This window comes from Alphaproteobacteria bacterium, assembly GCA_016124955.1.
Taxonomy (GTDB): domain Bacteria; phylum Pseudomonadota; class Alphaproteobacteria; order UBA9219; family RFNS01; genus RI-461.
On record WGMR01000008.1, the window covers coordinates 108,204 to 134,461 of the forward strand.

Consider the following 26,258-nt stretch of genomic DNA (forward strand, 5'->3'; position numbering starts at 1 on the left):
TAATCCTATGACCGAAGCGGCTCTACCCGTTCAAGCCAGCGAACCCGATTTCATGCGCACGCTCAACGCCGCGCAGCGCGATGCCGTGCTGGCGCAGGATGGGCCCGTGCTTGTACTGGCCGGCGCGGGCACCGGAAAGACGCGTGTGCTGACCGCGCGGCTGGCATGGCTTTTATATACAGGCCGCGCGGTGCCGGGGCAGATCATGGCCGTCACTTTCACCAACAAGGCGGCGCGCGAAGTGCGGGAGCGGGTTTCGGCCATGCTCGGCCGTTCGACCGAGGGTTGGTATCTGGGCACCTTTCATGCGCTGGCGGCGCGGCTACTGCGCCCGCATGCCGAACGTGTCGGCCTTCGGCCCGATTTCACCATTCTGGATACCGACGATCAGCTGCGGCTGATCAAGCAATTGCTGCAGGCCGAGAATATCGATGAAAAGAAATCGCCCGCGCGCATGGTGCTGAGTGTGATCGAGCGCTGGAAAGACCGGGGCTTGCCGCCGGAGCGCGTGAACGAGAAGCCGGGCGAGATGGCGAACGGCAAGATTTTGAAGATTTATCATTTGTATCAGGAAAGGTTGCGGACGCTGAACGCTTGCGACTTCGGCGATCTGATGATGCACCAGCTTACCTTGCTGCAGGAAAACCCGGATATTCTGCTAGGCTATCACAACCGTTTTCGCTACCTTCTGGTTGACGAATATCAGGATACCAACGTGGCGCAATATCTGTGGCTGCGGTTGCTGGCGCAGGGGCACAACAATATTTGCGTGGTGGGCGACGAAGACCAATCCATCTATGGGTGGCGCGGCGCCGAGATCGGCAATATTTTACGGTTCGAGGAGGATTTCCCGGGCGCCAAGGTGGTGCGGCTTGAGGAAAACTACCGTTCTACCGGCCATATCCTTGGCGCCGCCGCCGGGCTGATCACGCATAACCGCGCCCGGCTCGGTAAAACGCTGTGGACGGCGGCCGAACAGGGCGACAAGGTTCTGGTGCGCGGCCTGTGGGACGGCGAGGAAGAAGCGCGCTGGGTGGCGGAGGAAATCGAAACGTTGCAACGCCGCCGCGTCGCGCTGGCCGACATGGCCGTGATGGTGCGCGCCGGTTTCCAGACGCGATCGTTCGAAGAACGCTTTATGACGCTCGGTATCCCTTACCGCGTGCTGGTGGGCGCGCGTTTCTATGAACGCGCCGAAATCCGTGACGCGATGGCTTATATGCGCCTGATCAACAGCCCCGCGGACGATCTCGCGTTCGAGCGCATCATCAACGTGCCCAAGCGCGGCATCGGCCCCGCCGCGATGCAGCAGCTGCATATGGCGTCGCGCGAAGCGCGCATCCCGCTGGCTGAAGCCGCTTTGCGCCTTTGCGAAACCGACGAGCTGAAGCCCAAATTGCGTGCCAGCCTGCGCGAGCTTCTGGCCGGTTTTGCACGCTGGCGCGGCTTGCTGGAAACGCTGCCGCATACCGAAGTGGCGCAAATCGCGCTCGATGAAAGCGGCTATACGGCGATGTGGCAAGCCGATAAATCGCCCGAAGCGCCCGGGCGGCTCGAGAATCTGAAGGAACTTGTGAGCGCGATGGCGGAATTCGATACGCTGCCCGCATTCCTTGAGCATGTCAGCCTTGTGCTTGAACAAACCGAGCAGGCGGGCGCGGACCAGGTCAGCATTATGACCTTGCATGGTGCCAAGGGGCTCGAATTCGATCACGTGTTTCTACCCGGCTGGGAGGAAGAAATTTTCCCGAGCCGCAGAACGCTTGAAGAAAACGGTAATGCCGGGCTGGAAGAAGAGCGGCGGCTCGCTTACGTCGGCATCACGCGCGCGCGGCAGCGGGCCTGCATCAGCTTCGTTGCCAGCCGCAACATGTTCGGCAGCTGGATCAATGCCATTCCTTCGCGCTTTATCGCCGAATTGCCTTCGGATCATGTGCAGATGCATGCGCTTGCGGGCCGTGCCGCTTTTGGCGGCGGCGAAAATTACGGGCGGCGCGAACGCGCCGCACCGCTATGGCAGCAGATGCAGAAACAGATGGGCGGCAAGCCCGCACGGCTTTCACGCCCGCCCGTCCGCGCGCCGCGCGATATCATTGATGTGGATTACGATGTGGTGCAGGAAGACGCCGATTTCGCCTTCCAGCCCGGCGCGCGCGTGTTCCATGAAAAATTCGGCCACGGCACCATCAAGCGCTATGACCACGGCAAGCTGGAAATCGCTTTCGACAAGGCGGGCGTGAAGAAAGTTTTGGCCGAATTCGTCAGGGGCGCAAGCTAAAGTTGCCCGCCGGTGGCTGTGCCCGTTAGCGCGGTGCCGGGGTGATGCCGAACAACCGGAGCAGGCGGCTGCCGAAATCGTTGATGGCGTTGCCCGAACGTTCAGGCGCCGCGTACCACAGCGCGCTGCCTTCCGCCGGGGCGGCGGGCGTGCCGCCCGTGCCGGAAATATTCTGTGCCACGCCGAAGCGGTTCACGCCGGTTTCGCCGACATTGTTCAGCGAAAGGATGTAAGCCTTGTCGGCTTGCAGCTGCTGCAGCACGGGATTGTCGGCGGGGACACCGGCATCCCGCGCGGCTTGCAATGCCTGGTCGATCAGGCTGTTGCCGGCGCGCAGATCTTCGGGGCTGCCGAAGGTAAAGTATTCAGCGCCGCTGGCCGTGACCGCCGGGTGGTTGATCAGCGAGAACGAAGCTTCCTTCGCCGCCGCCATGAAGCGCAGAGCTTCATCGGGCGTGGTGCCGGGGCCAGCCAGCAGCGCATCACGGACCGATCCTTCCGGCAAGGCGTTAATGTGCGCCAGCGCTTCGGGGCTGAAGCCGGAAGCGCCCTGTGCCAGCGTTTCAGCGCCAAGCGATGTTGTTGCATCAACGGGCGCTGCCGCATCAATTTGCGGTCCAACGCCCTGCGCGCCCGCCTGCAGATCGGCCGGAGGTAAAGCATCATTGACGCCGCCCGTGAGATCGCCCGGCGCCACATTGGCGTGCAACGGAACATCGGGGCCGGAAACCTGCGCGCCAACCTGATCGACCGCGATTTGCGCGCTATGATGGATGACGCTATCGAGCGTTTCGGCAATGCCAAAACCAATTGCGCCGCCCGCGGCGCCAGACAGGGCGCCCACGCCAAGCTTGGCCAGCAAATTGCCCTGACGCTTATCGAAAATAAAGTGTTTGACCAGCGCGATGCCCACGCCGGCCACGGCGCCAACCGCCATAAGCGCAGGCAGGCTGGTGAGCGTGGTGCCAAGCATGGCGAGAGCCCCAAGGTGGAACGCCGTTCTGATGCCCATGCCGACAGCCATGCTGACGGCCATAGTGGGTAGCACGGCGCGGAGATAGGGGGTGCTGTCCATCGCGAACGTGCCAAGCCGGGCGCCGAGATTGCGGCCCTTGATCACTTTTACGTCTGCATCAATGACCCGGACGCTAACGCCATCGCTGTTGGGCTCGGCTAGCTGGGCTTTCAGCACCGGAACGCCGACAAGCGCGGGCAGGCCGCCTGTTGGATGTTCGGCCGCTTCCGGAATGGGGGGCGGGCTGCCTGCGGTTATGTCGATGCCCTGCACCGGCGCATCGTGGCCTTGCGCAACAACTTTATCGCCCGCGACTTGTTCCGCCGCGCCGATGGCTTGCGGATCTTGCGCACGGAATGGCGCGAGCGCACGGCGGCCATCAAGCACGACCAGCGCGCGGTCGCGCGGGATGGGCTTGGCCATATCCGGTATCGCGGTTTGTTCGACCTGCGCATCAGCCGGCGGTTTTGCTGCTTCTGTGACAAGCGGATCGCCAAAGGCCGCGAAGCCGGCGGCGAGTTCTGTTGGCGGCGCGCTCCCGGGTTTTTCGTCGGGCGTTGCGGCAGCGGCGCTGTAATCCACAACTCTGTCGCCTGCGGTTACGGCAGCTTGATCGACCATAGCCCTGGTTTCTTGGCCGCGCGCGAAGCGTTCCTGCTGCCATGCCGCAAATTCATTGCGCGCGCGCTTCAAGCAGCGCCATGCCCTTCAACGGTTTTCCTGCGTCATTCGTCAATGCTACGGGCGCAACAACGAGGTTTCCTGATGCAGGCGGAGCGGCAAGCACATCTTCATGCAGGCTGCCGAATGCAGAACTATCCATGGTTCCCGCGGCGGCGGCTCTGGGAAGAATTTGTTCTTCGTAATATCTAACCTTGAGTTCGCGCACCATGTCCGCGACCCGGGCGTCATTGTTGTATGTGGCGCGTTCAGCAGGGCCCATCATCCACGTCCAGCCGTTTCGCCATGCAAGCGACCGCTGAGGTTCTTGTTCAACGATGGGCTGTATTTGCGGATCCGGGGTCGCTTTGATGGTAACTGCGGGTTCTGCGTGGAACCTGCGTAGCGGGGCGCTTCCAGCGGTGGCCAGATGGTTTTCCCGCCCCTGACGAACGGCCATGAGGCCTGATCCGAGAATTAGTGTACCAAACATGCCAAGCATTAAGGCCGCTGGCGCGTTGCTCATGACCGCTGCGACGCCAGCACTATGCACCGCCGCCAGCGCGCCGCCGGTCAACATCAAAAGCGTGATAGCGGCTGCCAATAGTGCAACCTTGATGATGGTTCCACGATGCGCGGTCAGCCATGCGCCGGCGCCGCGAAACAGCGTGCCCCAACCGGTGCGCGGTTCGCTGCCCGTTTCTCTCGTTTCATCAAAAGCTACTGCGCTCATAAAATCGCTTCTGTTCTATCAATAAAAAATACAGCCAGCGCCTAGCCCGGCCCGGGCGCCGCTGACTGCCATAAATAACGTTAACTGCTTGGGAATTATACCATATAAGATTTCTATTTCATTATTTTCAATAGTTGCTAACCATAAAAGCATGATCATAACATACTGTTTTTGTTTGTATTTTTGTGCTGAAATGAGCGTGTGAGGGAAAGGGCTGTTTTTGGTTCGAGCAGCCCGAATCCGCGCTTTTTCCAGAGAAAACCTTATGCCCCCGCTTTACCGCCTTGCCGTTCGCACCACGCCAGCCGCCGCAACAGCAATTGAAGCGGCGCTGGCGGACGAGGCGCTTGCGACCACCAGCGTGCATGAACCGCGCACGCATATTGCCATGCTTGAAGCGCTGTTCGATTACCTGCCCGCAAAAGCGGATTTTGCCGCAAGGCTTTCGGTGATCGCGGCCACGTGCGGCGCGAAGGCGCCGCCGATCGTGATCGAGCGCGTGCCGCAAACCGATTGGCTGGCGAAGGTGGCGCGCGAACACCCGCCGCTGCCCGCCGGGCGGTTGACGATCCATTGCGGCGCTGACCGCGCGCGCGTGCCGCCTCACCGGCCCGCGCTTTTGATCGAAGCCGCGACTGCCTTCGGCACCGGCGAACACCCGACGACATTCGGTTGCCTTCTGGCTTTGCAAAACGTTCTGAAGCGCGGCAAGCCGCGCCGTACGCTCGATATCGGGTGCGGCTCCGGCATTCTTGCGCTGGCGGTCGCGCGGCTGGCACGGCGGCCTGTGCTGGCGGTCGATTGCGAGCGCGAATCCGTCCGCATGGCGCGGCATAATGCGCGCGCCAATCATCTGCAAGGTTATGTGCGTGTGGCGCACGGCGATGGCTACCGCGCGCCGGGCGTGCGGGCGGGCGGGCCATATGACCTTATCCTCGCCAACATATTTGCCCGCCCGCTGGCGTTGATGGCGAAGGATTTGCGCGCAAACCTCGTGCCCGGCGGCACGGCCATTCTTTCCGGCCTGTTGACGGCGCAGGAAAACATGGTGCTGGCGGCGCACCGGGCGCAGGGGCTTGCCTGCGCTGCGCGCTGGCGTTCCGCCGGCATAGGCGGTGACTGGGCGGTGCTTGTGCTGCGGCGGGCAAGCCGGGCATAATGCGCGCATGAGCGAAAAGAAACCCGGCACTTCCGATTACGCTGCCCGTTTGCAGGCGCTGCGCGCCGTTCTGGCGGAAGGCGGACTTGACGGCTTTATCGTGCCGATGACGGACGAATATATGAACGAATATGTGCCGCCTTCGGCCCGGCGCATCGAATTTATGACGGGTTTCACCGGCTCGGCCGGGATGCTGATTGTCATGAAACAGAAGGCCGCTTTTTTTACCGACGGGCGCTATACGTTGCAGGCCGCGCGGCAATTGCCGCATGGGCTGTTCGAGCAGCATGATAGCTTGCAGACGCCGCCGTCGGACTGGATCCGGCAGAATTTAAAAGAAGGCAACAAGCTGGGCTATGACCCTTGGTTGCATACCGCCGCGACGGTCGAGCGTTATCGCATGGCGGCGGTGAAGGCCGACGCCTATCTTGCGGCGACCGAGAAAAACCCGGTCGATGCCATCTGGAAGGACCGCCCGCCGCCGACCGCCGCGCCGATTGCCGTGCACCCGCAGCAGTTCGCGGGCGTGGCCCCGGCCGAAAAACGCAGCATGCTTGCGGCGGAAATGGAGCGCGGCCGGCTTGCCGCTGCCGTGATCACCGACCCGGCCTCGGTCGCCTGGCTTTTGAACGTGCGCGGCGCCGATGTGCCGCACACGCCGCTGCCGCTCAGTTTCGCTATTTTGCACAGGGACGCCAGCGTGGATTGGTTCGTCAGCCCCCGCAAGCTGGCGGATGGCGTGAACACCGCGCTGGGCGCGGAGGTGCGGATCAATGCGCCCGAAAGCTTCGCCGCCAAGCTCGATGAGCTGGGCGCGCAGAAGGCGGCGGTGCGGATCGACCCGCAGGGCAGCGCGAGCTGGATCGTGGAGCGCCTGCGCGCCGCGGGCGCGCGTATCGATCGCGGTCCGGATTTATGCGAACTGCCGCGCGCCTGCAAGAACGAAACCGAGATCGCGGGCATGCGCGCGGCGCACCGGCGTGACGGCGCGGCGCTTTGCAAATTCCTGCACTGGATCGATACGAATGCCGCTGCCGGGCAGATCAGCGAGCTTGACGCCGAGAAAACGCTGCTGGATTTTCGCGCAAACGGCGAACATTTCCGCGGCACAAGCTTTGATACCATTTCGGGCGCGGGGCCGAACGGCGCGATTGTGCATTATCGCACCACCGCCGAAACCGCGCGCAAGCTGGAGCCGGGCACACTTTATCTGGTGGATAGCGGCGGGCAATATCTTGACGGCACCACGGACGTAACGCGCACGGTTTTTATCGCTGCGCCGGGCGACGAGCCGGGCGAAGAAATGCGCGACCGTTTCACGCGCGTTTTGAAGGGGCATATTGCGCTCGCGGCTATTCGTTTCCCGGTCGGCACCGTGGGGCAGGAACTTGATGCGCTGGCGCGGCAATATCTTTGGGCCACGGGCGTGGATTACAACCATGGCACGGGGCATGGCGTCGGGTGCTATCTTGGCGTGCATGAAGGGCCGCAGAACATCGCCCGCCGCATCGGCCGCGAAGTGACGCCGTTGCGCCCCGGCATGGTGCTTTCAAACGAGCCCGGCTATTACAAGGCCGGGCATTACGGCATACGCATCGAAAACCTGCAGCTTGTGACGGGGCCGGAAACGCTGGCGGGCGGGGAGCTGCCCGTGCTTGGGTTTGAACCGTTGACGCTCGCGCCCATCGACCGCCGCTTGATCGCCCTCGGGATGCTGACGCGGGCTGAGAAAGAATGGCTGAACGCCTATCATCGCCAAGTCTTTGAAGCCATCGGCCCGCAGCTTGAGGGCGATGCGGCAAAGTGGCTGGCAGCAGCGACGGCGGCTATTTAATCAGCGCGAGCCATTCATCCTCGCTCAGAACCTTGATGCCGAGCGCGGCGGCCTTTTTGGCCTTGCTGCCCGCATCTTCCCCGGCCACGACGAAATCGGTTTTCGCGGAAACCGAACCCGCGACATGCGCGCCGAGGCTTTCGGCCTTCGCTTTTGCTTCGCTGCGGCCCATATGCGCGAGCGTGCCGGTGAAAACCACGGTTTTGCCCGCAAATGGCCCGTTGCCGGCGGCCGGGGCGGCGGCGTCCGCCACCGTGATTTCGCGTGCCAGGTCATCCAGCACGTTGCGATTGTGTTTTTCGGCAAAAAATTCGGCGATATCGTGCGCGACAGAAGGGCCGATCTGATCGATGTTGGTCGGCGCGCTCCAGGCTTCCGAATTTTCATCGCCCGCTGCGGTCATGGCTGCGCGCCATGCGGCCAGCGAGCCGTAGCGACGTGCGAGCAGCTTGGCCGTGGCCTCGCCCACCTGCCGGATACCGAGCGCGAAGATAAATTTTTCAAGCGGGATGGCGCGTCGCGCCTCGATCGCCGCCATCAGGTTATCGACCGATTTTTCCTGCCACGATTTCTTGCCGATCTTGCGCCCCGCGATCTTTTCACGCTTGCCGCGCAGGCGGAAAATATCGGCCGGGGCCTTGACCAGCCCTTCGGCCACGAATGTTTCGATGATCTCGGCCCCCAGCCCTTCGATATTAAAGGCATCGCGGCTGACGAAATGGCGCAGCCGTTCGATCGCCTGCGCCGGGCAAACAAGCCCGCCGGTGCAGCGGCGCACGACCTCGCCTTCCTCCCGCACCGCGCTGCTGCCGCATTCGGGGCAATGGGTCGGGAATTTGAACTTTTCCGGCCCGCGCGGCCTGGCTTCGTTGGCGCCCAGCACCTGCGGGATTACGTCGCCCGCGCGCTGCACGCGCACGGTATCGCCCACGCGGATATCCTTGCGGGTAATTTCATCTTCGTTATGCAAGGTGGCGCGGCTGACGGTCACGCCGCCGACATTCACGGGCTCCAGTTCCGCCACCGGCGTAAGCGCGCCGGTGCGCCCGACCTGTATGGTGATGGCCTTGAGCAGCGTTTCGGCCTGTTCGGCCGCGAATTTATGGGCCACGGCCCAGCGCGGCGCGCGGCTGACGAAACCGAGCCGCTGCTGCAACGCCAGATCATCGACCTTATAGACCACGCCATCGATATCGAAGGGCAGGGCGGCGCGCTTGCCTTCCAGCTCGCTGTAATATTTCATCAGCGCCGCTGCGCCTTCGCATAACCGCGCGGGTTCGTTGAGCGTAAAACCCCATTGCAAAAGGCGCGCGCGCAATTCCTGCTGCGTTTTGCCTACGGGTTCGGAAAGTTCGCCGAAAGCATAGGCAAAGAAACCAAGCGGGCGCGAAGCCGTAACGCCGGGGTCGAGCTGGCGCAGGCCGCCTGCCGCCGCATTGCGCGGGTTTGCGAAGGGTTCGAGCGGCTTGCGATCGGGGTTGGCCGCGTTCCATGCGGCGCGCTGCCGGTTCATTTCAAGAAAATCCGCGCGCGTCATAAAGGCTTCGCCACGCACCTCCGCCACCTTCGGGAAAGGCTTTTTCAGCCTGTGCGGGATGGCGGAAACGGTTTTCAGGTTGGCGGTAATGTTTTCGCCCACAGCGCCATCGCCGCGCGTCGTGCCCTGCACCAGCGCGCCGTCTTCGTAGCGCAGCGAAACCGAAAGCCCGTCGATCTTGGGTTCGGCCATGAAAGCGAGCGCGGCGTCTTCGGGCAAATTCAGAAAGCGGCGGACCCGCTCCACAAAATCCGTAATATCCTCGGCCGTGAAGGCGTTGGATAGCGAAAGCATGGGTACGCTGTGCGCGACCTTGCCGAAAGCGGCGGCGGGGGCGGCGCCGACGCGGGCTTCCGGATCGTTCGGCGGCGCAAGATGCGGGTATTCTTCATGCAAGGCCTTATAGGAAGCGCGCAGCTTATCGTAGGCGGCATCGGAAATTTCCGGCGCGTCCTTGCCGTGATAGAGCTTATCGTGCCGCTCGATTTCATTGGCCAGCCGCGCCATTTCGGCCCCGGCTTCGGCGGGAGAAAGTGCGTCCGGCTTAGCCTTGGCGGATTTCTTCGCCATCAGTTTCGCGCCCGTTTGCGCGGCGACGCATCGCCGCCGATCAGGCTGTCGGCTGCCGCGCGGGCGGCATCGGTGACGGCGGCGCCGGCCAGCATGCGCGCAATTTCTTCACGCCTTTTGTCGTCATCAAGCAAAGTGACGGCGGTAAAGGCCGCGCCGCCGCGCACAGCCTTGCTGACGCGGTAATGAGCCCCGGCCTTGGCGGCAACCTGCGGGCTGTGGGTTACGACCAAAACCTGTACTTGCCGGGCCAGCCGCGCAAGCCTTTCGCCCACCGCCGTAGCGGTGGCGCCACCGATGCCGGTATCGACTTCATCGAACACCAGCGTGGGGATGGGGTCGGCCTCCGCCAGCACGACCTTGAGCGCGAGCATGAAGCGCGCCAGTTCACCGCCCGAAGCGATTTTGTGCAGCGGGCCGGGCGCAGTGCCCGGATTGGTGGAAGCGAGGAACAATATTTTATCGGTGCCGCCCGCATTCCACTGCGCTTCAGGCAGTTCCTGCAATTCCACATATAATTTGGCACGTTCGAGCTTGAGCGGGGAAAGTTCGGCCGCCACAAGTTCCTGCAGTTCGCGCGCGGCCTTGCTGCGCTGGCGGGATAGCGTGCGCGCTTCCTGTTCGAACGCGTGGCGGGCGGCTGCGGCTTTTTTTGCGAGCGCGGCGAGGATATCGCCGTCATGCTCAAGCCGTTCGAGCCGCGCCGCGAGATCATCCCGCACCCGCCCAAGGTCATCGACCGGCGCGTTATGCTTGCGGGCGCAGGCGCGCAGCGCAAACAGGCGCTCTTCCACCTCGTTCAGGGTATCGGGATCGAGATCGGCATCGCGCATCAGCCGCTCGAGCTGCTGCAGCGCCTCGGCCAGCTCATTGCCCGCGCGATCGAGCGTTGCGAGCAGCGCGGCGGCGGGTTCGCCCGCCTTGTCCGTTATGCGGGCGATGCTGCGCGAAGCCTCGTTCAGCCGCGCTTCCGCGCCTTGCTCGCTTTCAAGCGCTTGCGCGGCGTGTTGCAGTGCTTCGGTGATTTTCTCGGCGTTCTGCAAACGTGTGCGGCGTGCGGTGAGGATTTCGGCCTCGCCCTGCTGCGGCGCGAGCCGGTCCAGCTCGGTTACCGCGGCGCGCAAAAACGCCTCTTCTTCCCGCGCGCGCTGGATATCGGCGGCGGCCTGTTCGTGCGCATCAAGCGCATCGCGCCAGACGCCGAAGGTTTGCGCAACCTTTGCCGCCTGCGCGGCGCATTTACCGAAAGCATCAAGCAACACGCGATGCGTGGCGGGATCAAGCAAGCCGTGGGTTTCGAACTGCCCGTGAATTTCGACCAGATATTCGCCGAGCAGGCGCAGGAAGGCGATGCTGGCGGGCTGGTCGTTGACGAAGGCGCGGCTTTTGCCGTCCTGCCCGACCACGCGGCGCAGCAGCAGTTCATCTTCGACCGGCAGGCCCTGCTCTTCAAGCAGCCCGTTGGCCGCATGTGCGCGCGGCAGATCGAAAGCGGCGGTGACGGCGGCCTGCGCGCAGCCTTGCCGTACGAAAGCGGCATCGCTGCGCCGCCCGAGCGCGAGCCCGAGCGCATCAAGCAGGATGGATTTACCCGCGCCGGTTTCGCCCGTGAAGGCGCACAGCCCCGGGCGCAGATCAAGCGCCAGCTTATCGATCAGCACGACATCGTTGATGGCGAGCCGGGTGAGCATCAAACGCGCTCCTTCATATCAAGCGTCTAAAATACCTTTTTCCAGACCTTGCCGATCCAGGAATCCTCGTTTTCCTTCGGCGCGAGATTGCGCCCTTCAAGCAGGTCATAGCTGTTTTCGTACCATTCGCTGCCGGGGAAATTGTATCCGAGCACGGCGGCGATCGCCTGCGCTTCCTTGTTGATGCCGAGTGCGAGGTAGCATTCAACCAGCCGGTGCAGCGCTTCGGCCGCGTGGCTGGTTGTCTGGTAATCGCGCACCACAAGCTGGAAACGGCCGAGCGCGGATTGATACAGGTGGCGGCCAAGGTAATAGCGGCCCACTTCCATTTCCGCGCCCGCAATCTGGTCATAGACCAGCGAAAGCTTGATCACCGCGTCCCGGGCATAGGCGGTATCGGGGTAGCGGCTGATCACGTCGCGCAGGGCGCGTTCGGTGTTGCGGGTGAAGGTTTGGTCGCGGTGCACATCGGGGATGCGTTCATAGAAGCACAGCGCCCGCAGGTAATAGGCGTAGGATATTTGCGCGTTGCCGGGATGCAGTTGAATGAAGCGATCGAGCGTGGCGACGGCGCCATCGTAATCAAGCTGCTGATATTGGGAAAAGGCTGCCATGATTTGTGCGCGCGTAGCCCAGACGGAATAGGGATGCTGACGCTCCACTTCCTCGAAGGCCGTAACGGCGTTTTTGTATTCCTTTTCCTGCAATGCGGCGACGGCTTCTTCGTACAGCTCTTCCGCCGGTTTTTCGACGAAGGTTTTTTCCTTGTCGCCCGAACAGCCGGCAAGCAGCAAAAATGCCGGCAACAGCAGCGCGGGAAGCAGCAGGGGAAGGGCTTTGCGGGAAGGGTAAAAACGCATGGCACACTCGGTCAACAGGCCTGTCGGCGGGTTGATTCGGTTATAGCACAGGCGCTTGGCGGGTATGAAAGCAGTCTTTCAGGCGGGTCTGCGGGGCCTTGCGGCCTGTCAGGCCCCGGCCTGCATCAAGGGCAGGGAGGCCAAAGCCGCGGCGCTATCATCGGTGACGAAGCGCCAGGCACTTTCGTCCGCGAACAGGGTGCGGAGCAGCCTGTTGTTCAGCGCATGGCCGCAGCAATGGCCTTCGAAGCGGCCGAGAATGGGCGCGCCGGCGAGCGAAAGATCGCCCACGGCATCGAGCAGCTTATGGCGGGCGAATTCCTGCGGGTAACGCAGGCCTTCTTCGTTCATGACCGTATCGCCGCTGACGACGATGGCGTTGTTAAGCGAACCGCCGCGGGCAAGCCCGGCGGCGCGCAATTGATCAACCTCTTCGCGGAAGCCGAAGGTGCGCGCGCGGCTGATCTCGTTCTTGAACGAGGGTGCGGAAAGCGTGAAATCATAGGATTGTTCGCCGATTGCGGTGCTTTTGAAGGCGATGGAAACATCGAATTCAGCGTCCTTTGCGGGCACAAGCGCGGCGCGCTTGCCGTCTTCTTCGACCACGACCGGCTTCATCACTTCGATCCAGCGGCGCTTGGCGTTCTGTTCGACGACGCCTGCCGCTTCGATCATGAAGACGAAGGGATAGGCGCTGCCGTCCATGATCGGCAGTTCGGGCCCGTCAATTTCGATCACCGCGTTATCGACATTCAGGGCGCGCAGCGCAGAAAGCAAATGTTCCACCGTCGCGACGCGCGCGCCGTGATCGTTGCCCAGAACGGTGCACAGGCGCGTATCAATTACATTGTCGTAGCGCGCAGGGATGGTGCGCGCACCGTTCAGCAGATCGGTGCGGATGAAAGTGATGCCGCTGCCGGGTTCGCCGGGCAGCAGACGCAGGTTGACGCTTTCACCGCTGTGCACGGCAACGCCCTGGCATTTGATCGTGCCGGCAAGCGTGTGCTGTTTGTGCGGTGCAGAAACGGCGAAGGCGCTATTCTGTGCCATGCTTTTGGCGTGGGAAAGCATATGATCAAGCGGCGACATTAAAAACCCAAGAGCTGTTCAGATTACGGGCAGCCGAATCAACTTACCCGTTCAAAGACTTACGCGGTTAATACCAGCGGGTTATGAAAGCCCAAAATCAAGCTTTGTTACGCACTGTTACGTGTGACCAAACATATGAAATAAATAGGAAAATTTGTGGCGTGATTGGCACAGATGGCTATGGCGTATTTTCAACCCTTGCAGGGTACCCAAGCAAACCAGATGAGCGGAAGAATACTGGAAATTCAGCATGTTAAGGTTAATAACCGCGCATAACATAATAGTTATCCACAATAGACAACTTATTGCATATTAGGATGATCTTTAGTATGTTCCGGAACGGTTTTGATACCGGTTTGTATTTTCATAGCCCAGTCTGCGCAAACAGCTGCAAGGAATGGTTTTCCTTTACGTCGGAGGCACTATGGTTTTCGATGACTTAGTCAGCAAGTTCGGTCAAGCAATGGCGGTCGATATACTTTACACCGTCGAGAAAATGGCATGCGTTCAGGTGACGCCTGAGGTGCAAGCGCTGGGTGAGGCTGAACGTCTCAAGCGGGCTTATGCCGCGCTTGATGCGCTCGATGCCGAACGCAAGGAAGCGCATGAACGTGCGGAGCAGGAGCAAACGCTTTCTGCGCGCAGGAACAAGAAGCTGGCCTGAAGCGAAGGTCTTTTCGACAAGACTGGCCGCCTGGCTTTTTTGCCCGGCGGCCAGCTTTTTTGTGTGAGCGTATTTTAATAACGAATATTTTTTCAGGGATTTATTATGGGCAGGAAATTTAACCCCAAGCGCCAGTCGCGCGCCATGCGGGCCGCGCTGGCCGGGCTTGATCGGGACCCCTATTTCATGGCCGCCGCAACCAGCCGTGCCGCGAAGGCCGTGCGGGCGCTGAATGACGACGAGCTGAACAGCCTGCAGGCCCTTATATGCCTTGCGGCCGTCAGCAACGGCATTGGCGAGCAGGTGGTCGCGGACCGGCTTGAGGCCATGTTCGATGTCGCCCGTGCGGAGGAGATCGAGGCCGCACGCTATGATGCCGCCGTCGCCTTTCTGATCAATTTTGATAGCCGCGTAAACTAAGTTCGTACCGCGCCACAAAAAAAGACGGGGCCACAAGGGCCCCGCCAGTTTGGTGGTTGCGTAAGCTTGCCCCCAAATCAGTGATTGGTCTGCCGCCGCAGGAAGGCGGGGATATCGAGCACGTCATCTTCGGCGCCGGCGGATGAAACCGGGCGATCGGACGGATCGATGCCGAGCCGTGCCTGCGCCATGGCCTGCGTCGCCTTTTGGACGACGGTTTGCGGCGGGTTTTGGCGCGGGGCTTCGGCCTGTTCGGTCGGGCGCACAAGCCCGAAGCCGGTGATGCGGCGGAACAACGATTCAGCCCGCGGGCCGCTGGCGTTGTTGCGGCCAGCCGCTTGTGCCGGCATGGCGGCGCCGGGCGAGATTTGCGTGATGCGCGTATCCGCCCCCGCGCCTGTGGCGGCTGGCTGGCTGCGCGGCGCGGTGGCCGGGCGCGGCGGAACGAACTGGGCCTGTTGCCGTGGGGCTTCTGCTGCCACAGGCGCGGGGGCCGGTTCGGGTGCGGGCGCGGCTTCAGCCGCCATGGGTTCGTCGCCCGCCGTTTCCGAGAGCATATCCATCTGGGCCGGGGTGGCTGGGCGTTCTTCTTCCTGCGTGGCGGCTTGCGCTTGTTGCGAGGCTGCTGCAGGCGGGCTGGCCGGAGCGGCGGGGCGGGTAACGACGGCCGCCGCCGGGGCCACGACCTGCGCCCGCGTCACATCGACCCCGCGCGGGGCAGTGGTGATGCTGATGCCGACGGTGCCCGTACCGGTGGCCGAGCGCGAACCGCGCGAACCCTGGTTCTTGGACGGAATATGCAGGTTGCCCTGGCCGGCGGCGGCGATCTGGGCTTCGACCAAAGCGGGTTCGATGCCGGTGGCGATGACCGAAACGCGGATCTTGCCATCCAGCGCTTCCGACAGGGTGGAGCCGACCTTGATCTGCGCGTCCGAATCCACTTCTTCGCGGATACGGTTGGCGGCCTGATCAACTTCGAACAGGGTCATATCCATGCCGCCGGTGATGTTGATCAGCACGCCGCGCGCGCCTTCGAGCGAGACGTCATCAAGCAGCGGGTTGGAGATCGAGGCTTCGGCGGCGCGGATGGCGCGGTTATCGCCTTCGGATTCGCCTGTGCCCATCATGGCCTTGCCCATTTCCGCCATCACGGTTTTTACATCGGCAAAATCGAGGTTCATGAAGCCGGGCATGACCATCAGATCGGTGATGCCGCGGACGCCGGCGTGCAGCACTTCATCGGCCATCTGGAAGGCTTCGGCGAAGGTGGTGCGTTCGTTGGCGAGACGGAAAAGGTTCTGGTTCGGGATCACGATCAGCGTATCGACATATTGCTGCAGCTCCGCGAGGCCGCCTTCGGCCGCGTTCATGCGGCGCGTGCCTTCGAAATGGAAAGGCTTGGTCACGACGCCAACGGTCAGGATACCCGCTTCGCGCGCGGCGCGCGCAATCACGGGGGCCGCGCCGGTACCGGTGCCGCCGCCCATGCCTGCGGTGACGAACACCATATCGGCATCGTGCAGGCAGGCCATGATATCGTCCATCTGCTCTTCGGCGGCGGCGCGGCCGACTTCGGCCTTCGAGCCGGCGCCAAGGCCGCGGGTGTGGTTGATGCCAAGCTGGATCTTGCGCGGCGCCAGTGAGGATTGCAGCGCCTGCGCATCGGTGTTGGCGACAATGAAATCGCAGCCTTCGAGAGTCGAGCGGATCATGTTGTTAACGGCATTGCCGCCAGCGCCGCCAACGCCCATGACGGCGATGCGGGGGCGCAGGTTGTTCTCGGTTTCTGCGATGGACAAATTGATCATTAAAGAATCCTCCGTTATTGCGGCACCCTGGAGCGCCACAGGCATGAACATGAAGCATCTGGCACGATTCAATAAATAGAATCCTTTTGTTTGATTCTTGCAAGAGTCGTGATGGGTTTTTTGAAAATTTCGGTGCGTTCTGTTGTGGGAAAACCGGGCCGGAAAATTTGTTACGGCATCAGAAGGAAGCAGCAAGCCTTCATGTCAAAGGTTACCGTTAACCACGCCCGTGTTTAACGCGCGGATTAAGCATGGGGCTTAACCTGTGATTATGATTAGGAACTTGCGGTTATTTTCCGGCGTGTTCTGGCTGTTGAAAAAACTACGCACCTGACGCCGGACGGCTTCGGACGGAGGGGTAATGGTCAGCATCATTTGCGAGCGCGTGAAGCCACGGCGACCGGGCTCGATGTAGCACGCGCCGCCGGCATCGCAGATATAGACCTTGCGCGTGGCCGCAGCCACGACATGCAGCGGCACGAACAGTTCACGCTCCCGCCCGGATTCGTCGCACACCGCAAAAAGATGGCCGACCGGCCGTTTCAGGAAATCGCTATCTTCATAGACAAAGCCGAGCAGCGTGAGATCGATGCAGGCGGTCTGGACCTGTACGTTCATGTCCGCACGCTCCGGTTCTGTCTGTACGATATGCGCGGTTGCTGCACCATGCATCGCCTTGATCCCCGTTTTCTGTTGCTGTGTGCGCGGCATCATCGCTTGGCTGCACGCATACAAATGTACCAAGCGAAAACGCTTTTCCAAAATCGGCTATTACTTTTATTGTTTTACGGCAGATGCTTGCCGGATAATGGCAGGCGTTATGGTTATGATTTGATGAAGGGGCGGAATCGTAATCTTCGCTTAACCACGATGCGGCGATCAGACGTTCTGTTTCACCCACTGTGTCAAACGGCCGAAAAACCCGCCGGGCACGATATCGCCGAAGTTGCGCACGATAATCGGCGAAGGTTGCATCGCGACCGAAAGCAGCCCCGCTACGGTGGCAAAAGCCGGGCCCGCCGTGGCTTCCGCGAGGCCCTGATTGAGCGGGGAAGCATGGCCGTTGCTGTAACTGCCGCTTGCTGCGCCGCCAAGGCGCACGGGCCGGCCGAGCCGTACCTGTTTATCAAGCACCCGTTGCGCCATTTCGCGCAGGCCCGGCAGCTGGCTGGCGCCGCCGGTCAGCACCACACGGCGGCCCGCAATTTCACCGAACGCGCTGGCGCCCAGCTTGTTGCGCGTGAGTTCGAAAATTTCTTCCAGCCGCGGCTGGATGATGTTGATCAGGTGCGATTTCGGCACATGGTTGGCGTGTTCGGGCAAATCTTCGCCCACCTGCGGGACATCGATAATCTCGCGATCATCGACCGAACTTGAAAGCGCGTTACCATACAGCGTTTTTAACCGCTCTGCGTGGCTGAGCGTGGTTGTAAGGCCGCGGGCGATATCGCTGGTGACATGCGCGCCGCCCATGGCAATGCCGTCGGTAAAAACGCATTGCCCGTCGAAGAACACGGCGAAGGTTGTGGTGCCCGCACCCATATCGATTACGGTGCATCCGAGATCCATTTCATCTTCCACAAGGCAGGCGAGGCCGGAAGCGTAGGGCGAGACCACAATTTGATCGACTTCGAGATGGCAGCGGGCGATCGCGGCCACCAGCGTGCGCACCGCGCCGAAACCGGCGGTGATCAGATGCAGCTGAACGCCCAGATTCTGGCCGATCATGCCGCGCGGATCGCGGATGCTGCGGTTGCTGTCGAGGCTATAACCGACGGGGATGGTGTGGATGACTTCGCTTTGCGCATCGGTCTGCTGATCGATGCTGAGACCCGTCGCCTGGCTGAGGATGCGCTCCACGTCGCCGTCCGTCACTTCGCGCCCGCCGAGCGGCAGATCGAGGTTGCATTTGTGGGACGCGACATGTCCGCCCGAAATGTTGACGCTGACGGACGCTATCTGTTCGCCCGCCATTTGTTCGGCTGTGCTGACGGCGGTGGCGATGGAACGCTGCGCCGCTTCCATATCGGTGATGACGCCGCCCTTCACGCCGCTGGAAAGCTGGTGACCGATGCCGATCACGCGCAGCTGGCCATCGCTTTCAAGCCGGGCGATAAAGCACACGACCTTGCTGGACCCGACGTCAAGCGCCGCGATGATGCCATCGCGTTTGACCTTGTTGGTGCGGAAGGGCCAGGGCATGGGCGGGGGCGTATCCTAAATGTTGGGTTCCGTGCCGCCCTTACCGGACGGGGCGACGGGGCCAGGGGTTTCGACCGCGATGCGGTCCTTTTGGCGCAGATCAATCGCGACAATGTCCCGCGCCATGATTTTACGATCTTTCACGAGTTTGGTGAGCCGCGCAAGCGCCTGCTCGGTGCCGTATTCGGGCAGCCTGACAGTCACGCCTTCGCCAAGCTGCAGGTTCCAGCGCCGCTCGCTGACCCGCGTGGCCGAACGCACCAGCGGCGCGATTTCCGCATGCTGGGCCAGCAGGGCGAAAAGCCCGCGCGCTTCGCTGTCCGCGCCCTTGCCGACCACGAGCGGCAATGCGGCGAAGGCGGCCGGGTCCGCCTGCGGCAGCACGGCGCCCGTGTTGTCGATTACCTTAACGTTGCCGCCGAATTGCCAGCGGGCCATGGGCTTGCGTTCGAGGATGCTGACATAAATCGTATCCGGCAGGCGGCGTTCGATGGTCGCATCAGCCACCCATGGCAGCTTGCGCACCGCTTCCAGCGCGGCGACGGGATCGAAGGCGAAGATCGGCGCGCCGCGTTTGATGTTCAGGATTTCCAGCAACGCATCGTCGGCCGTTGCCTGTCTGCCCGTGACCAGAATTTCGCGCACCGCGAAGCCGGCTGCGGCGGTGGCGCGGTAATAGGCATCGACGCTGCGCCGCACCTGCTGCTGCGGCCAGCCGACAGACCACAGCCACGCCGTCAACCCGATCAGCGTGACGATGGAAAGCGTGAACATAAGAAAGCGCATGAACGCCTTGTTCCACGACGAGGTCGGGGCGGGTTTACGCGCGCTGCGGACGGAGGATCTCAGGATAGCCATGCAGACAATAATATATCAGGCGCGCGGCATTTATAAGATTAATTTGGCTTCGTAGAGGTCGGGCAGGTCGTTGGCCAGCAAAATCGCGTCACCTGACCGCATGTTGCCGTTCAACCATTTCTGTGTCGTTCCGAAATCCGGCATTTCCTTCAGGCTTTGGTCCGGCCCTGCCGCCGACCTGAAGCCTTCGATAAAGGTAGGGATACGCCCCGGCGATACGGCGATACATATATCGGCGTGGCGTGCGGCTTCGGCGCCCAGCGTGCGGTGAGTTTCATCATGGATCGGGCCCAGTTCGACGAGGCCGGGGGTGACGAGGATGCGGCGCCCCGGGGGCGTCACCATGACATCGAGCAATTCAAGCGCCTTGCGGAAGCCTTCGGGGTTGGAATTATAGGCGTCATCAATAATAGTGACGCCGCTATCTTCCTTCTTTACTTCCTGCCGGTGCCTGATTTGCGGGATGGTCTTCAGGTGGGGCAGCAGCGCATCCATGGGGAAGCCGAGCCGCAGGCATGCGGCGAGCGCGAGCACGACATTATCGGCCTGATGCAGCCCGTAAAGCGGAGCGGTGAAATTGTAGGGCATGCCATTCACGGTGATGGCGATCATCAACCCTTCCCTGCTGGATTGCGCGCCCAGCAGCCTGACAAGCGCCTTTTCCGACCCGCCCGCCAGTGCGCAGCGTTCGGGGTTCGCTTCGATCAGTTTGCGAAAAGGTTCAAAACCCGCAACCTGTTCGGCCAGCACCGCTTCGCCGCCATTAGCGAGCGCATGGGCGGGAAGTTCGGATTTCGCCTGCGCCACGTTTTCGATGCTGCCGAAACGTTCGAGATGCATCGGCCCGATGGCGGAAACCATGCCCCATCGCGGCGGGAACGCCTTGCACAGGCGGTCGATCGAGCCGATGCCGTAGGCGCCCATTTCGATAATAAAATAGCGGTGCGCGGGACGCAGATCGTTCAGGATGAAGCGCGTGATGCCCATGATGGTGTTGACGCCGCCGCTGGTATAGGCGGCCGGAACTTGCCCGTTCAGCAAGTGGGCGAGGATATGCTTGACCGAGGTTTTGCCATAGGAGCCGGTGATGCCGATGATCACGGGGTTCAGGTCATTCAGCTTCAGGAGCGCTTTTTTCAGATAGCCCTGCTGGATAAAATATTCGAGCGGGGCGAGCAGGATGTTGGCAACGACAAGCGCGAGCGGAATGATTTGCGCCGCGATCACCAGCGGCACAAGCGGCGCGGCGATAAGCAGCAACCCAGCCGAAAACACAAGCGCCCACGCCAGAATAAGAACGCGCTTGGCCCGCGCGGTGATCACCAGCGGTTTTTTGGCCGATTGCGCGGCCTTGGTCGGATCCGCTTCCCGCCGGCCAACCCAGTACAGCACGACCGCGAGCAAGGATGCGATGACAGACGGCAGCCAATCGGCATCCGACGGTGCAAGCGCGACGAGCGCAAGCACAAGAACCGATGCGACCGCAATCGCAAGGCTCGCGCGGCGGTCGAAGGCCTTTTTGTGCCACCACCAGCGGCAGAAACGGGCATTTTCGTAGCCTTCCTGCTGGAAGATGTGCAGAAACACCACGAGCCGCCTGTAAGCGAAGTAGCCAAAGCCACCCGCAAGAACGATGAAGGCAAAAGGGATCATAGGGTTTCCGTGAATTGCTGCAGGTAGCGGGTTATCTGGAAGCGCCCGTCCGTCAGGATATCATAATGGTCGTAGCGCGGCAGGATCTTAAGTTGCGCCTTTGCGATTAAGTGGCGGTAGCGCTCGCCGAATTCCGGCGGCGTTTCGGCATCGTTTTCCCCATAGGCGAAGAAAGCGGGGCACCCGACCTTGGGGGCTGTCGTGGCCGCATTTTCATTCACGATCTTGACGAAGCTGGGACGCAGCGGGCCGGCATTGCGGTAATCGGCGCTGCCGATTTTGTTGCGCACCGCGTTCTTCCACGCTTCAGGCAGCGGCAGCGCCTTAAGCGCGCGCGCGATCGTGCGTTTAACCGTGAACACGATCTGCTGACGCAGCGTGCGTTTGCGGCGAAAGCCGGGCGCTGCGATCATGAACAGGCCGCGCACGCAGGCGGGGTGGCTGGCCGCGAGGTTGATCCCGATGCGGCACCCGAGCGAATGGCCGATCCAGATCACCGGCGCGGCGATGGCTTCCTGTTGCATCCAGCGGGCGATGAAATCGGCGTAATCAGCGGAATCCCACGGCGCGGGTTGCAATGATGATTGGCCGAAGCCCGGCAGATCGAGCACGATATGCGTGCCGGCAAGCCCGGAATTTTCCGCAAGCGGCACCAAATCGGCGTGCGACCGGCCCCAGCCATGCGCCCAAATGAAAGCCGGACCGCCTTCGCCGATGCGTATGACGCGCATCGCCAGCGTCATGCCCGCAACCTGCGCGGTTTGCATGTTAGCGGATGCCGGCATAGCCATACCAGGCTTCGGTTCCGGCCTCTGTGCCGTAAAGCCTTGCGTTGCGGATGTACATTTGCGTGCCCCAGTCATAATGCCAGCATTCGTAAGGGTAGTTAACGAAACCTGCCCGTATCATCGCCCCATACAGCATGCGGCGGTTCAGCAGCGGCAGGTGGTCTTGCGCGATTTTGCCGTCACGCAGGAGCCCTTCATAATAGAATGTATAGCTGCGTTCGCTGTCTTCATCAAAACCGGCGCCCATATCGAGCAAAGCGCCGGTTTTAACGTTTCGCAGCGTCAGATCGACCGCACCGCCGGTAGAATGGGTGGGCCATGTGGATGGATCGTCCACCTTAAAGGCGCGCGGATCGGAAATAAATTTGCGGACATGGGTTTCGATCGCCTCTTCGTCCGCGCCGCCAAGTTCGGTGCGGGCTTTGGATATAAAAAAATCCCACAGGCCTTGCTGGCAGGCGATGGGGCGATAGGCATCGTACAAAAACAGTTCAAGCCCCAGCGGCGCAGGCGCCGCATTGGCCTGCTGCAGGCGCAAGGCGACTTCACGCCGGCACCAGATGGCGGGAAGCGCGCCTTCCAGGGCGGTATTATAGGGCGCATTTTTGCCATCATTGCGGGCATAATAACTTTCGCCCGCGATGCCATAGGCATCAATCTTCACCAGCGGGTCATCGCGCAGGGGATGCTTGCCCGCCACGGGTACCGCGTGATACCCAGTAGTATCTTCATGGCGTTCGACGTTTGGGACGGGCGCGGTCAGGAAATCCGGAGCTGGCATGGCAAAGAAAAAAATTGCGGTGATCTTCGGCGGCAGGTCGCCCGAACATGATGTCAGCGTTATCAGCGGTTTGCAAGCCTTGCAGGCCATCGATACGGACCGTTATGAAGCTTTTCCGGTTTATATTTCGATCAACGGCGAATGGCTGGTGGGTGACGCGCTTCACAAGCGTGAAAACTATTTGCCGGACGAAACCACGCGCAAGGGCTTGAGGGCCGTGCAACCCGCGATCACGCCGACCGGGCGCGGCGTTTTGAACCCTGTTGCATCCGGGATGTTCGGTGGAAGCAAGCCGATTGTGTTCGATGTCGCGCTGCCGGTATTTCATGGGTTGATCGGCGAAGACGGTAATTTACAGGGCTTGTTTGAAACTGCGGGCATTCCCTATGCCGGGCCGCGCACCATGGCTTCGGCTTTGTTTATGGACAAGGCGGCGACCAAGCGGGTCGCGCGCGATCTCGGGATTCCGGTGTTGCCGTTCGCGCTGGTGCACAAGGGGCGCCGCGCGCTCGACAAGGATACGCTGCAAGGTCTGCTGGGCGGGCTTTCGTTCCCGCTGATCGTCAAGCCCAATCATCTGGGCAGCAGCATCGGCGTGGCGGCGACGCGGACAATTGAGGAAGTGACGGACGTGCTCGCGACTATTTTTCGCTATGACGATGCCGCGATCATCGAGCCGTGCTTGCAGAATTTCAGCGAATACAACATCGCTGTGATGCATCGCGGCGGCAAGCCCGTTACATCGGCTATCGAAAAGCCGAAAAAGACCGACGAGCTTCTGACTTTCAAGCAAAAGTATATGTCGGGCAGCGGCGGCAAGACCGGCCAGAAAGCCGGCGCCAAGGTGCCGGGCAGCAGCAGCGAGGGCATGCTTTCGCTCACGCGCGAGCTCAACCCCGCCGTGCCCGGCGGTCTTGAGCAGACGGTGCGCGAATATGCGGAAAAGATGATCGGCAATGTGTGTCCGTCAGGCGCGCCACGCATCGATTTTATCTATGACGAGGCGGCGGAGAAGATGTTCTTGAACGAGATCAACCCGTGCCCTGGTTCGCTCGGGTTCTTTTTATGGGAAGCTTCGCGGGCCAACCCGGTCAATTTCGTGGATTTGCTGACGCATCTGATCGAGGAAGCGCTTGCTTGCCGTGATAGCGTGGTTTTGCCGCCCGACCCGGTGCCGCAAGATGCGCGGTTGCTGAAGCGCTAGATTTCTTCGCCTTCGGGTACGCCGATACGGCGGATTTCCCAGCGCAGCTCGATGCCGAACTTGTCGCGCACGCGCTTGCGGACCTCTTCGCCCAGCGCTTCGATATCGGCGGCGCGCGCCTTGCCGGTGTTGATCAGGAAGTTGCAATGCTTGTCGGACACCTGCGCGCTGTTCATCTTCAGCCCGCGGCAACCCGCCGCATCGATCAATTGCCATGACTTGCGTTGCTTGGGATCGTTTTCCGGGTTGGCGAAGGTCGAACCTCCGGTCTTTTCCTTGATCGGTTGCGTTGCGCCTGAATACCCTTCATGCGCGTGTCAATGATGGCGGGATCGCCGCTTTCGCCCTGCAACAGGGCCGAGATGAAGATGTGGCCTTCCGGCACGCCGCAATGGCGGTAGCCGAAACCGAGCTGGTCGCGCTTCAGGCAGCGTATGTTGCCATCGCGGTCGAGCACTTCGGCTTCGACCACGATATCGCGGAATTCGCGCCCGTAAGCGCCCGCATTCATGCGCAGCCCGCCGCCGATGGTGCCGGGGATGCCGCACAGAAATTCCAGACCGGCGATGCCGGCTACCTGCGCGGCGCGCGCGACATTCAAATCGACCGCGCCGGCCCCGGCCCGGACCATGCCGCCATCGGTATTGATAAACGCGAATTGTGGGCCGAGCTTGATCACGACGCCGGGCACGCCGCCATCGCGCACCAGCGTGTTGGAGGCGAGGCCGAGGATCGTGACCGGGATATCGTCATCGAGATTGGCGAGGAAGATGGAAAGATCCTGCGCATCGTAGGGGCGGTACAGCACTTCGGCCGGGCCGCCGACGCGGAACCATGTTTGATCCATCAAAGGCGCGTTGGCTTCCAACCGCCCGCGCGTGGGCGGCATGCGGTCGATCAGGTCACTTTCATCGAACGTGTGGACAACGGGGGCTGCCCTAAGCCGTGCAGTCATTATGCCTTTGCCTGTTTATCAATATCTTTTTCAAAAATCACTTCAAGCTCGCTGGGCAACGTATGTGCCCATCCGGTAATATTCCCGGCGCCCAGACATACCACAAAATCCCCGCTTTTTGCCAGTTTTGCGACCAGCGGAGCCAAAGATTCCGGTTTTTCAAGGGCATGCACATGGCGATGACCTCGTGCACGCAGCCCTTCGACCAGCGCATCGCGGGTCGCGCCCGCAATAGGCTTTTCCCCCGCCGGGTACACATCGGCCACGATCACGATATCGGCATCGTTGAAACAGGTGCAGAACTGATCGAACAGGCTGGAGAGGCGCGAATAACGGTGCGGTTGCACCACGGCGATGGTGCGGCCGAGCCCGGCATTGGCCTGTCGTGCAGCCTTGAGCGTGGTCGCGATTTCAACCGGGTGATGGCCGTAATCGTCGATTACCGTGATGCCGCCGGCCGTGCCGGTATGGGTGAAGCGGCGCTTCACGCCGCCAAGCTTGCCGAGCGCGACACGCATCGCCTGTTCGGTGAAACCGAGCTGGTGGCCGACCGCGATGGCGGCCAGAGAATTTTGCACATTGTGCTGGCCGATCACGGCCAGCTTCATGCTTTCGAGCGTTTGCGTTTTGCCGGTCTTGCGGTCCGTGATCACGACATCGAAGGTGGAGCCTTGCGGGCTCATGGAAATGTTCACGGCGCGCACATCGGCCTGCGGACCGAGGCCATAGGTGACGATGCGGCGATCGGCGATGCGGGCAATCATGGCTTGCACTTCCGGGTGATCGATGCACAGTACGCCGAAGCCATAGAAAGGGATGTTCTGCACGAAGGTATCGTAGGCGCGCTTGACCGCGTCGAAATCCTTGTAGTGGTCCATATGTTCGGGGTCGATATTGGTGACGACCGCGATGGTGGCGGGCAGCCGCGTGAAGCTGCCGTCGCTTTCGTCGGTTTCCACAACCATCCAGTCGCCGGTGCCGAGGCGGGCGTTGGTACCATAATCGTTGATGATGCCGCCGTTGATCACGGTGGGGTTGAGCCCGGCGCTGTCGAACAGCGAGGCGACGATGGACGTGGTTGTGGTTTTGCCGTGCGTGCCGCCGATGGCGACCGACCATTTCAGCCGCATCAGTTCGCCCAGCATTTCGGCGCGGCGCACCACGGGCAGCTGCCGTTCATAGGCGGCGGTTACTTCCGGGTTATCGCGCTTCACGGCGGAGGATATGACAACAACGCTGGCATCGCCCAGATTTTCCGGCGCATGGCCGATGGCGACATTGATGCCGCGTTCGCGCAGACGCTTGACGTTATAATTGTCGGCCAGATCGCTGCCCTGCACCTGGTATCCGAGGCTGTGCAGGATTTCGGCTATACCGCTCATGCCAATGCCGCCGATGCCCACGAAATGGATCATGCCGATCGAAAGCGGGCTGAAGGAGCGGTTGATGGTCATCGAGCTTACATTCATGAAAAATTCCTGCCGGTTGCCTTTATGAAT

At 61.6% G+C, this 26,258-nt stretch carries 20 protein-coding genes and 1 pseudogene; 6 read left to right on the forward strand and 15 right to left on the reverse strand.

What is annotated here, in order from left to right; genetic code table 11:
• Positions 1-7 precede the first annotated feature (7 nt).
• On the forward strand, positions 8-2,278 hold the full coding sequence (locus GC131_08160) for an AAA family ATPase (GenBank protein ID MBI1274041.1): 2,271 nt from the start codon (positions 8-10) through the stop codon (positions 2,276-2,278).
• 25 nt (positions 2,279-2,303) lie between these two features.
• Here the strand turns inward: GC131_08160 and GC131_08165 are convergent, their stop codons facing one another.
• Together GC131_08165 and GC131_08170 are read right to left on the reverse strand one after the other, a co-directional pair.
• Positions 2,304-3,986, reverse strand: a complete 1,683-nt coding sequence (locus GC131_08165; GenBank protein MBI1274042.1) for a hypothetical protein — start codon at positions 3,984-3,986, stop codon at positions 2,304-2,306.
• Positions 3,967-4,686 carry a hypothetical protein gene (locus GC131_08170; GenBank protein MBI1274043.1) on the reverse strand — a complete coding sequence of 240 codons (720 nt, stop codon included), beginning with the start codon at positions 4,684-4,686 and terminating at the stop codon, positions 3,967-3,969. The genes GC131_08165 and GC131_08170 overlap by 20 nt, the downstream gene beginning before the upstream one ends.
• Before the next feature lie 265 nt (positions 4,687-4,951).
• On the opposite strand from GC131_08170, the gene GC131_08175 reads away from it, so the two are divergent.
• Positions 4,952-5,845 (forward strand): methyltransferase, encoded by an 894-nt coding sequence (locus GC131_08175; GenBank protein MBI1274044.1) that lies wholly within the window; start codon positions 4,952-4,954, stop codon positions 5,843-5,845.
• A gap of 7 nt (positions 5,846-5,852) precedes the next feature.
• The gene (locus GC131_08180) at positions 5,853-7,679 is read left to right on the forward strand and encodes a M24 family metallopeptidase (protein ID MBI1274045.1); all 1,827 of its coding nucleotides are present in this window, start codon (positions 5,853-5,855) and stop codon (positions 7,677-7,679) included.
• Here the strand turns inward: GC131_08180 and ligA are convergent.
• The 4 genes from ligA to GC131_08200 form a co-directional block, all read right to left on the reverse strand.
• Positions 7,672-9,786 (reverse strand): NAD-dependent DNA ligase LigA, encoded by a 2,115-nt coding sequence (gene ligA, locus GC131_08185; GenBank protein MBI1274046.1) that lies wholly within the window; start codon positions 9,784-9,786, stop codon positions 7,672-7,674. The genes GC131_08180 and ligA overlap by 8 nt on opposite strands.
• Positions 9,786-11,477, reverse strand: coding sequence for a DNA repair protein RecN (recN, locus tag GC131_08190; protein ID MBI1274047.1), 1,692 nt, complete (start codon positions 11,475-11,477; stop codon positions 9,786-9,788). Before recN ends, ligA begins: the two co-directional genes overlap by 1 nt.
• A 26-nt stretch (positions 11,478-11,503) precedes the next feature.
• Positions 11,504-12,337 carry an outer membrane protein assembly factor BamD gene (gene bamD / locus GC131_08195; protein ID MBI1274048.1) on the reverse strand — a complete coding sequence of 278 codons (834 nt, stop codon included), beginning with the start codon at positions 12,335-12,337 and terminating at the stop codon, positions 11,504-11,506.
• Between the two features lie 108 nt (positions 12,338-12,445).
• Positions 12,446-13,387 (reverse strand): UDP-3-O-acyl-N-acetylglucosamine deacetylase, encoded by a 942-nt coding sequence (locus GC131_08200; protein ID MBI1274049.1) that lies wholly within the window; start codon positions 13,385-13,387, stop codon positions 12,446-12,448.
• 463 nt (positions 13,388-13,850) lie between these two features.
• Here GC131_08200 and GC131_08205 point away from each other — a divergent pair, with 463 nt between their 5' ends.
• The gene (locus GC131_08205) at positions 13,851-14,090 is read left to right on the forward strand and encodes a hypothetical protein (protein MBI1274050.1); all 240 of its coding nucleotides are present in this window, start codon (positions 13,851-13,853) and stop codon (positions 14,088-14,090) included.
• A 105-nt stretch (positions 14,091-14,195) separates the two neighbouring features.
• Positions 14,196-14,510 (forward strand): hypothetical protein, encoded by a 315-nt coding sequence (locus GC131_08210; GenBank protein MBI1274051.1) that lies wholly within the window; start codon positions 14,196-14,198, stop codon positions 14,508-14,510.
• Between the two features lie 77 nt (positions 14,511-14,587).
• On the opposite strand, the gene ftsZ is transcribed toward GC131_08210, so the two are convergent.
• From ftsZ to GC131_08245, 7 genes are all read right to left on the reverse strand, one after another.
• Entirely contained in the window at positions 14,588-16,318 is a 1,731-nt protein-coding gene (ftsZ, locus tag GC131_08215) for a cell division protein FtsZ (protein MBI1274052.1), read from the reverse strand.
• Positions 16,319-16,576: 258 nt separating this feature from the next.
• Positions 16,577-17,032, reverse strand: coding sequence for a hypothetical protein (locus tag GC131_08220; protein ID MBI1274053.1), 456 nt, complete (start codon positions 17,030-17,032; stop codon positions 16,577-16,579).
• Positions 17,033-17,197: 165 nt separating this feature from the next.
• Positions 17,198-18,520 (reverse strand): cell division protein FtsA, encoded by a 1,323-nt coding sequence (gene ftsA / locus GC131_08225; protein ID MBI1274054.1) that lies wholly within the window; start codon positions 18,518-18,520, stop codon positions 17,198-17,200.
• A 15-nt stretch (positions 18,521-18,535) separates the two neighbouring features.
• Positions 18,536-19,378, reverse strand: coding sequence for an FtsQ-type POTRA domain-containing protein (locus GC131_08230; GenBank protein ID MBI1274055.1), 843 nt, complete (start codon positions 19,376-19,378; stop codon positions 18,536-18,538).
• Positions 19,379-19,408: 30 nt separating this feature from the next.
• A complete protein-coding gene (locus GC131_08235) occupies positions 19,409-21,031 on the reverse strand; it encodes a UDP-N-acetylmuramoyl-tripeptide--D-alanyl-D-alanine ligase (protein MBI1274056.1) in 1,623 nt (540 codons plus the stop codon).
• The gene (locus GC131_08240; GenBank protein ID MBI1274057.1) at positions 21,028-21,894 is read right to left on the reverse strand and encodes an alpha/beta fold hydrolase; all 867 of its coding nucleotides are present in this window, start codon (positions 21,892-21,894) and stop codon (positions 21,028-21,030) included. Before GC131_08240 ends, GC131_08235 begins: the two co-directional genes overlap by 4 nt.
• The gene (locus GC131_08245) at positions 21,800-22,690 is read right to left on the reverse strand and encodes a hypothetical protein (protein MBI1274058.1); all 891 of its coding nucleotides are present in this window, start codon (positions 22,688-22,690) and stop codon (positions 21,800-21,802) included. The genes GC131_08240 and GC131_08245 overlap by 95 nt, the downstream gene beginning before the upstream one ends.
• On the opposite strand from GC131_08245, the gene GC131_08250 reads away from it, so the two are divergent.
• Complete coding sequence (locus tag GC131_08250; protein ID MBI1274059.1) at positions 22,599-23,804, forward strand: D-alanine--D-alanine ligase; 1,206 nt, start codon at positions 22,599-22,601, stop codon at positions 23,802-23,804. The two genes, GC131_08245 and GC131_08250, sit on opposite strands and share 92 nt — an antisense overlap.
• Here GC131_08250 and murB read toward each other — a convergent pair.
• Both murB and GC131_08260 read right to left on the reverse strand, forming a co-directional pair.
• A pseudogene (gene murB / locus GC131_08255) lies at positions 23,801-24,759 on the reverse strand (UDP-N-acetylmuramate dehydrogenase). The gene GC131_08250 and the pseudogene murB sit on opposite strands and share 4 nt — an antisense overlap.
• Positions 24,759-26,213 carry a UDP-N-acetylmuramate--L-alanine ligase gene (locus tag GC131_08260; GenBank protein MBI1274060.1) on the reverse strand — a complete coding sequence of 485 codons (1,455 nt, stop codon included), beginning with the start codon at positions 26,211-26,213 and terminating at the stop codon, positions 24,759-24,761. The pseudogene murB and the gene GC131_08260 overlap by 1 nt, the downstream one beginning before the upstream one ends.
• Positions 26,214-26,258 lie beyond the last annotated feature (45 nt).

What these genes read in the sequence shown, in the direction of transcription:
- GC131_08160 (MBI1274041.1), top strand. Translation starts at nt 8, where the DNA reads ATGACCGAAGCGGCTCTACCCGTTCAAGCCAGCGAACCCGATTTCATG.
- GC131_08175 (MBI1274044.1), top strand. Translation starts at nt 4,952, where the DNA reads ATGCCCCCGCTTTACCGCCTTGCCGTTCGCACCACGCCAGCCGCCGCA.
- GC131_08205 (MBI1274050.1), top strand. Translation starts at nt 13,851, where the DNA reads ATGGTTTTCGATGACTTAGTCAGCAAGTTCGGTCAAGCAATGGCGGTC.
- GC131_08245 (MBI1274058.1), bottom strand. Translation starts at nt 22,690, where the DNA reads ATGGCCTGCAAGGCTTGCAAACCGCTGATAACGCTGACATCATGTTCG.
- GC131_08180 (MBI1274045.1), top strand. Translation starts at nt 5,853, where the DNA reads ATGAGCGAAAAGAAACCCGGCACTTCCGATTACGCTGCCCGTTTGCAG.
- ftsA (MBI1274054.1), bottom strand. Translation starts at nt 18,520, where the DNA reads ATGCCCTGGCCCTTCCGCACCAACAAGGTCAAACGCGATGGCATCATC.
- GC131_08220 (MBI1274053.1), bottom strand. Translation starts at nt 17,032, where the DNA reads ATGATGCCGCGCACACAGCAACAGAAAACGGGGATCAAGGCGATGCAT.
- GC131_08210 (MBI1274051.1), top strand. Translation starts at nt 14,196, where the DNA reads ATGGGCAGGAAATTTAACCCCAAGCGCCAGTCGCGCGCCATGCGGGCC.
- GC131_08250 (MBI1274059.1), top strand. Translation starts at nt 22,599, where the DNA reads ATGGCAAAGAAAAAAATTGCGGTGATCTTCGGCGGCAGGTCGCCCGAA.
- recN (MBI1274047.1), bottom strand. Translation starts at nt 11,477, where the DNA reads ATGCTCACCCGGCTCGCCATCAACGATGTCGTGCTGATCGATAAGCTG.
- GC131_08200 (MBI1274049.1), bottom strand. Translation starts at nt 13,387, where the DNA reads ATGGCACAGAATAGCGCCTTCGCCGTTTCTGCACCGCACAAACAGCAC.
- GC131_08230 (MBI1274055.1), bottom strand. Translation starts at nt 19,378, where the DNA reads ATGGCTATCCTGAGATCCTCCGTCCGCAGCGCGCGTAAACCCGCCCCG.
- GC131_08260 (MBI1274060.1), bottom strand. Translation starts at nt 26,213, where the DNA reads ATGACCATCAACCGCTCCTTCAGCCCGCTTTCGATCGGCATGATCCAT.
- ftsZ (MBI1274052.1), bottom strand. Translation starts at nt 16,318, where the DNA reads ATGATCAATTTGTCCATCGCAGAAACCGAGAACAACCTGCGCCCCCGC.
- bamD (MBI1274048.1), bottom strand. Translation starts at nt 12,337, where the DNA reads ATGCGTTTTTACCCTTCCCGCAAAGCCCTTCCCCTGCTGCTTCCCGCG.
- GC131_08235 (MBI1274056.1), bottom strand. Translation starts at nt 21,031, where the DNA reads ATGATCCCTTTTGCCTTCATCGTTCTTGCGGGTGGCTTTGGCTACTTC.
- ligA (MBI1274046.1), bottom strand. Translation starts at nt 9,786, where the DNA reads ATGGCGAAGAAATCCGCCAAGGCTAAGCCGGACGCACTTTCTCCCGCC.
- GC131_08240 (MBI1274057.1), bottom strand. Translation starts at nt 21,894, where the DNA reads ATGACTGGGGCACGCAAATGTACATCCGCAACGCAAGGCTTTACGGCA.
- GC131_08170 (MBI1274043.1), bottom strand. Translation starts at nt 4,686, where the DNA reads ATGAGCGCAGTAGCTTTTGATGAAACGAGAGAAACGGGCAGCGAACCG.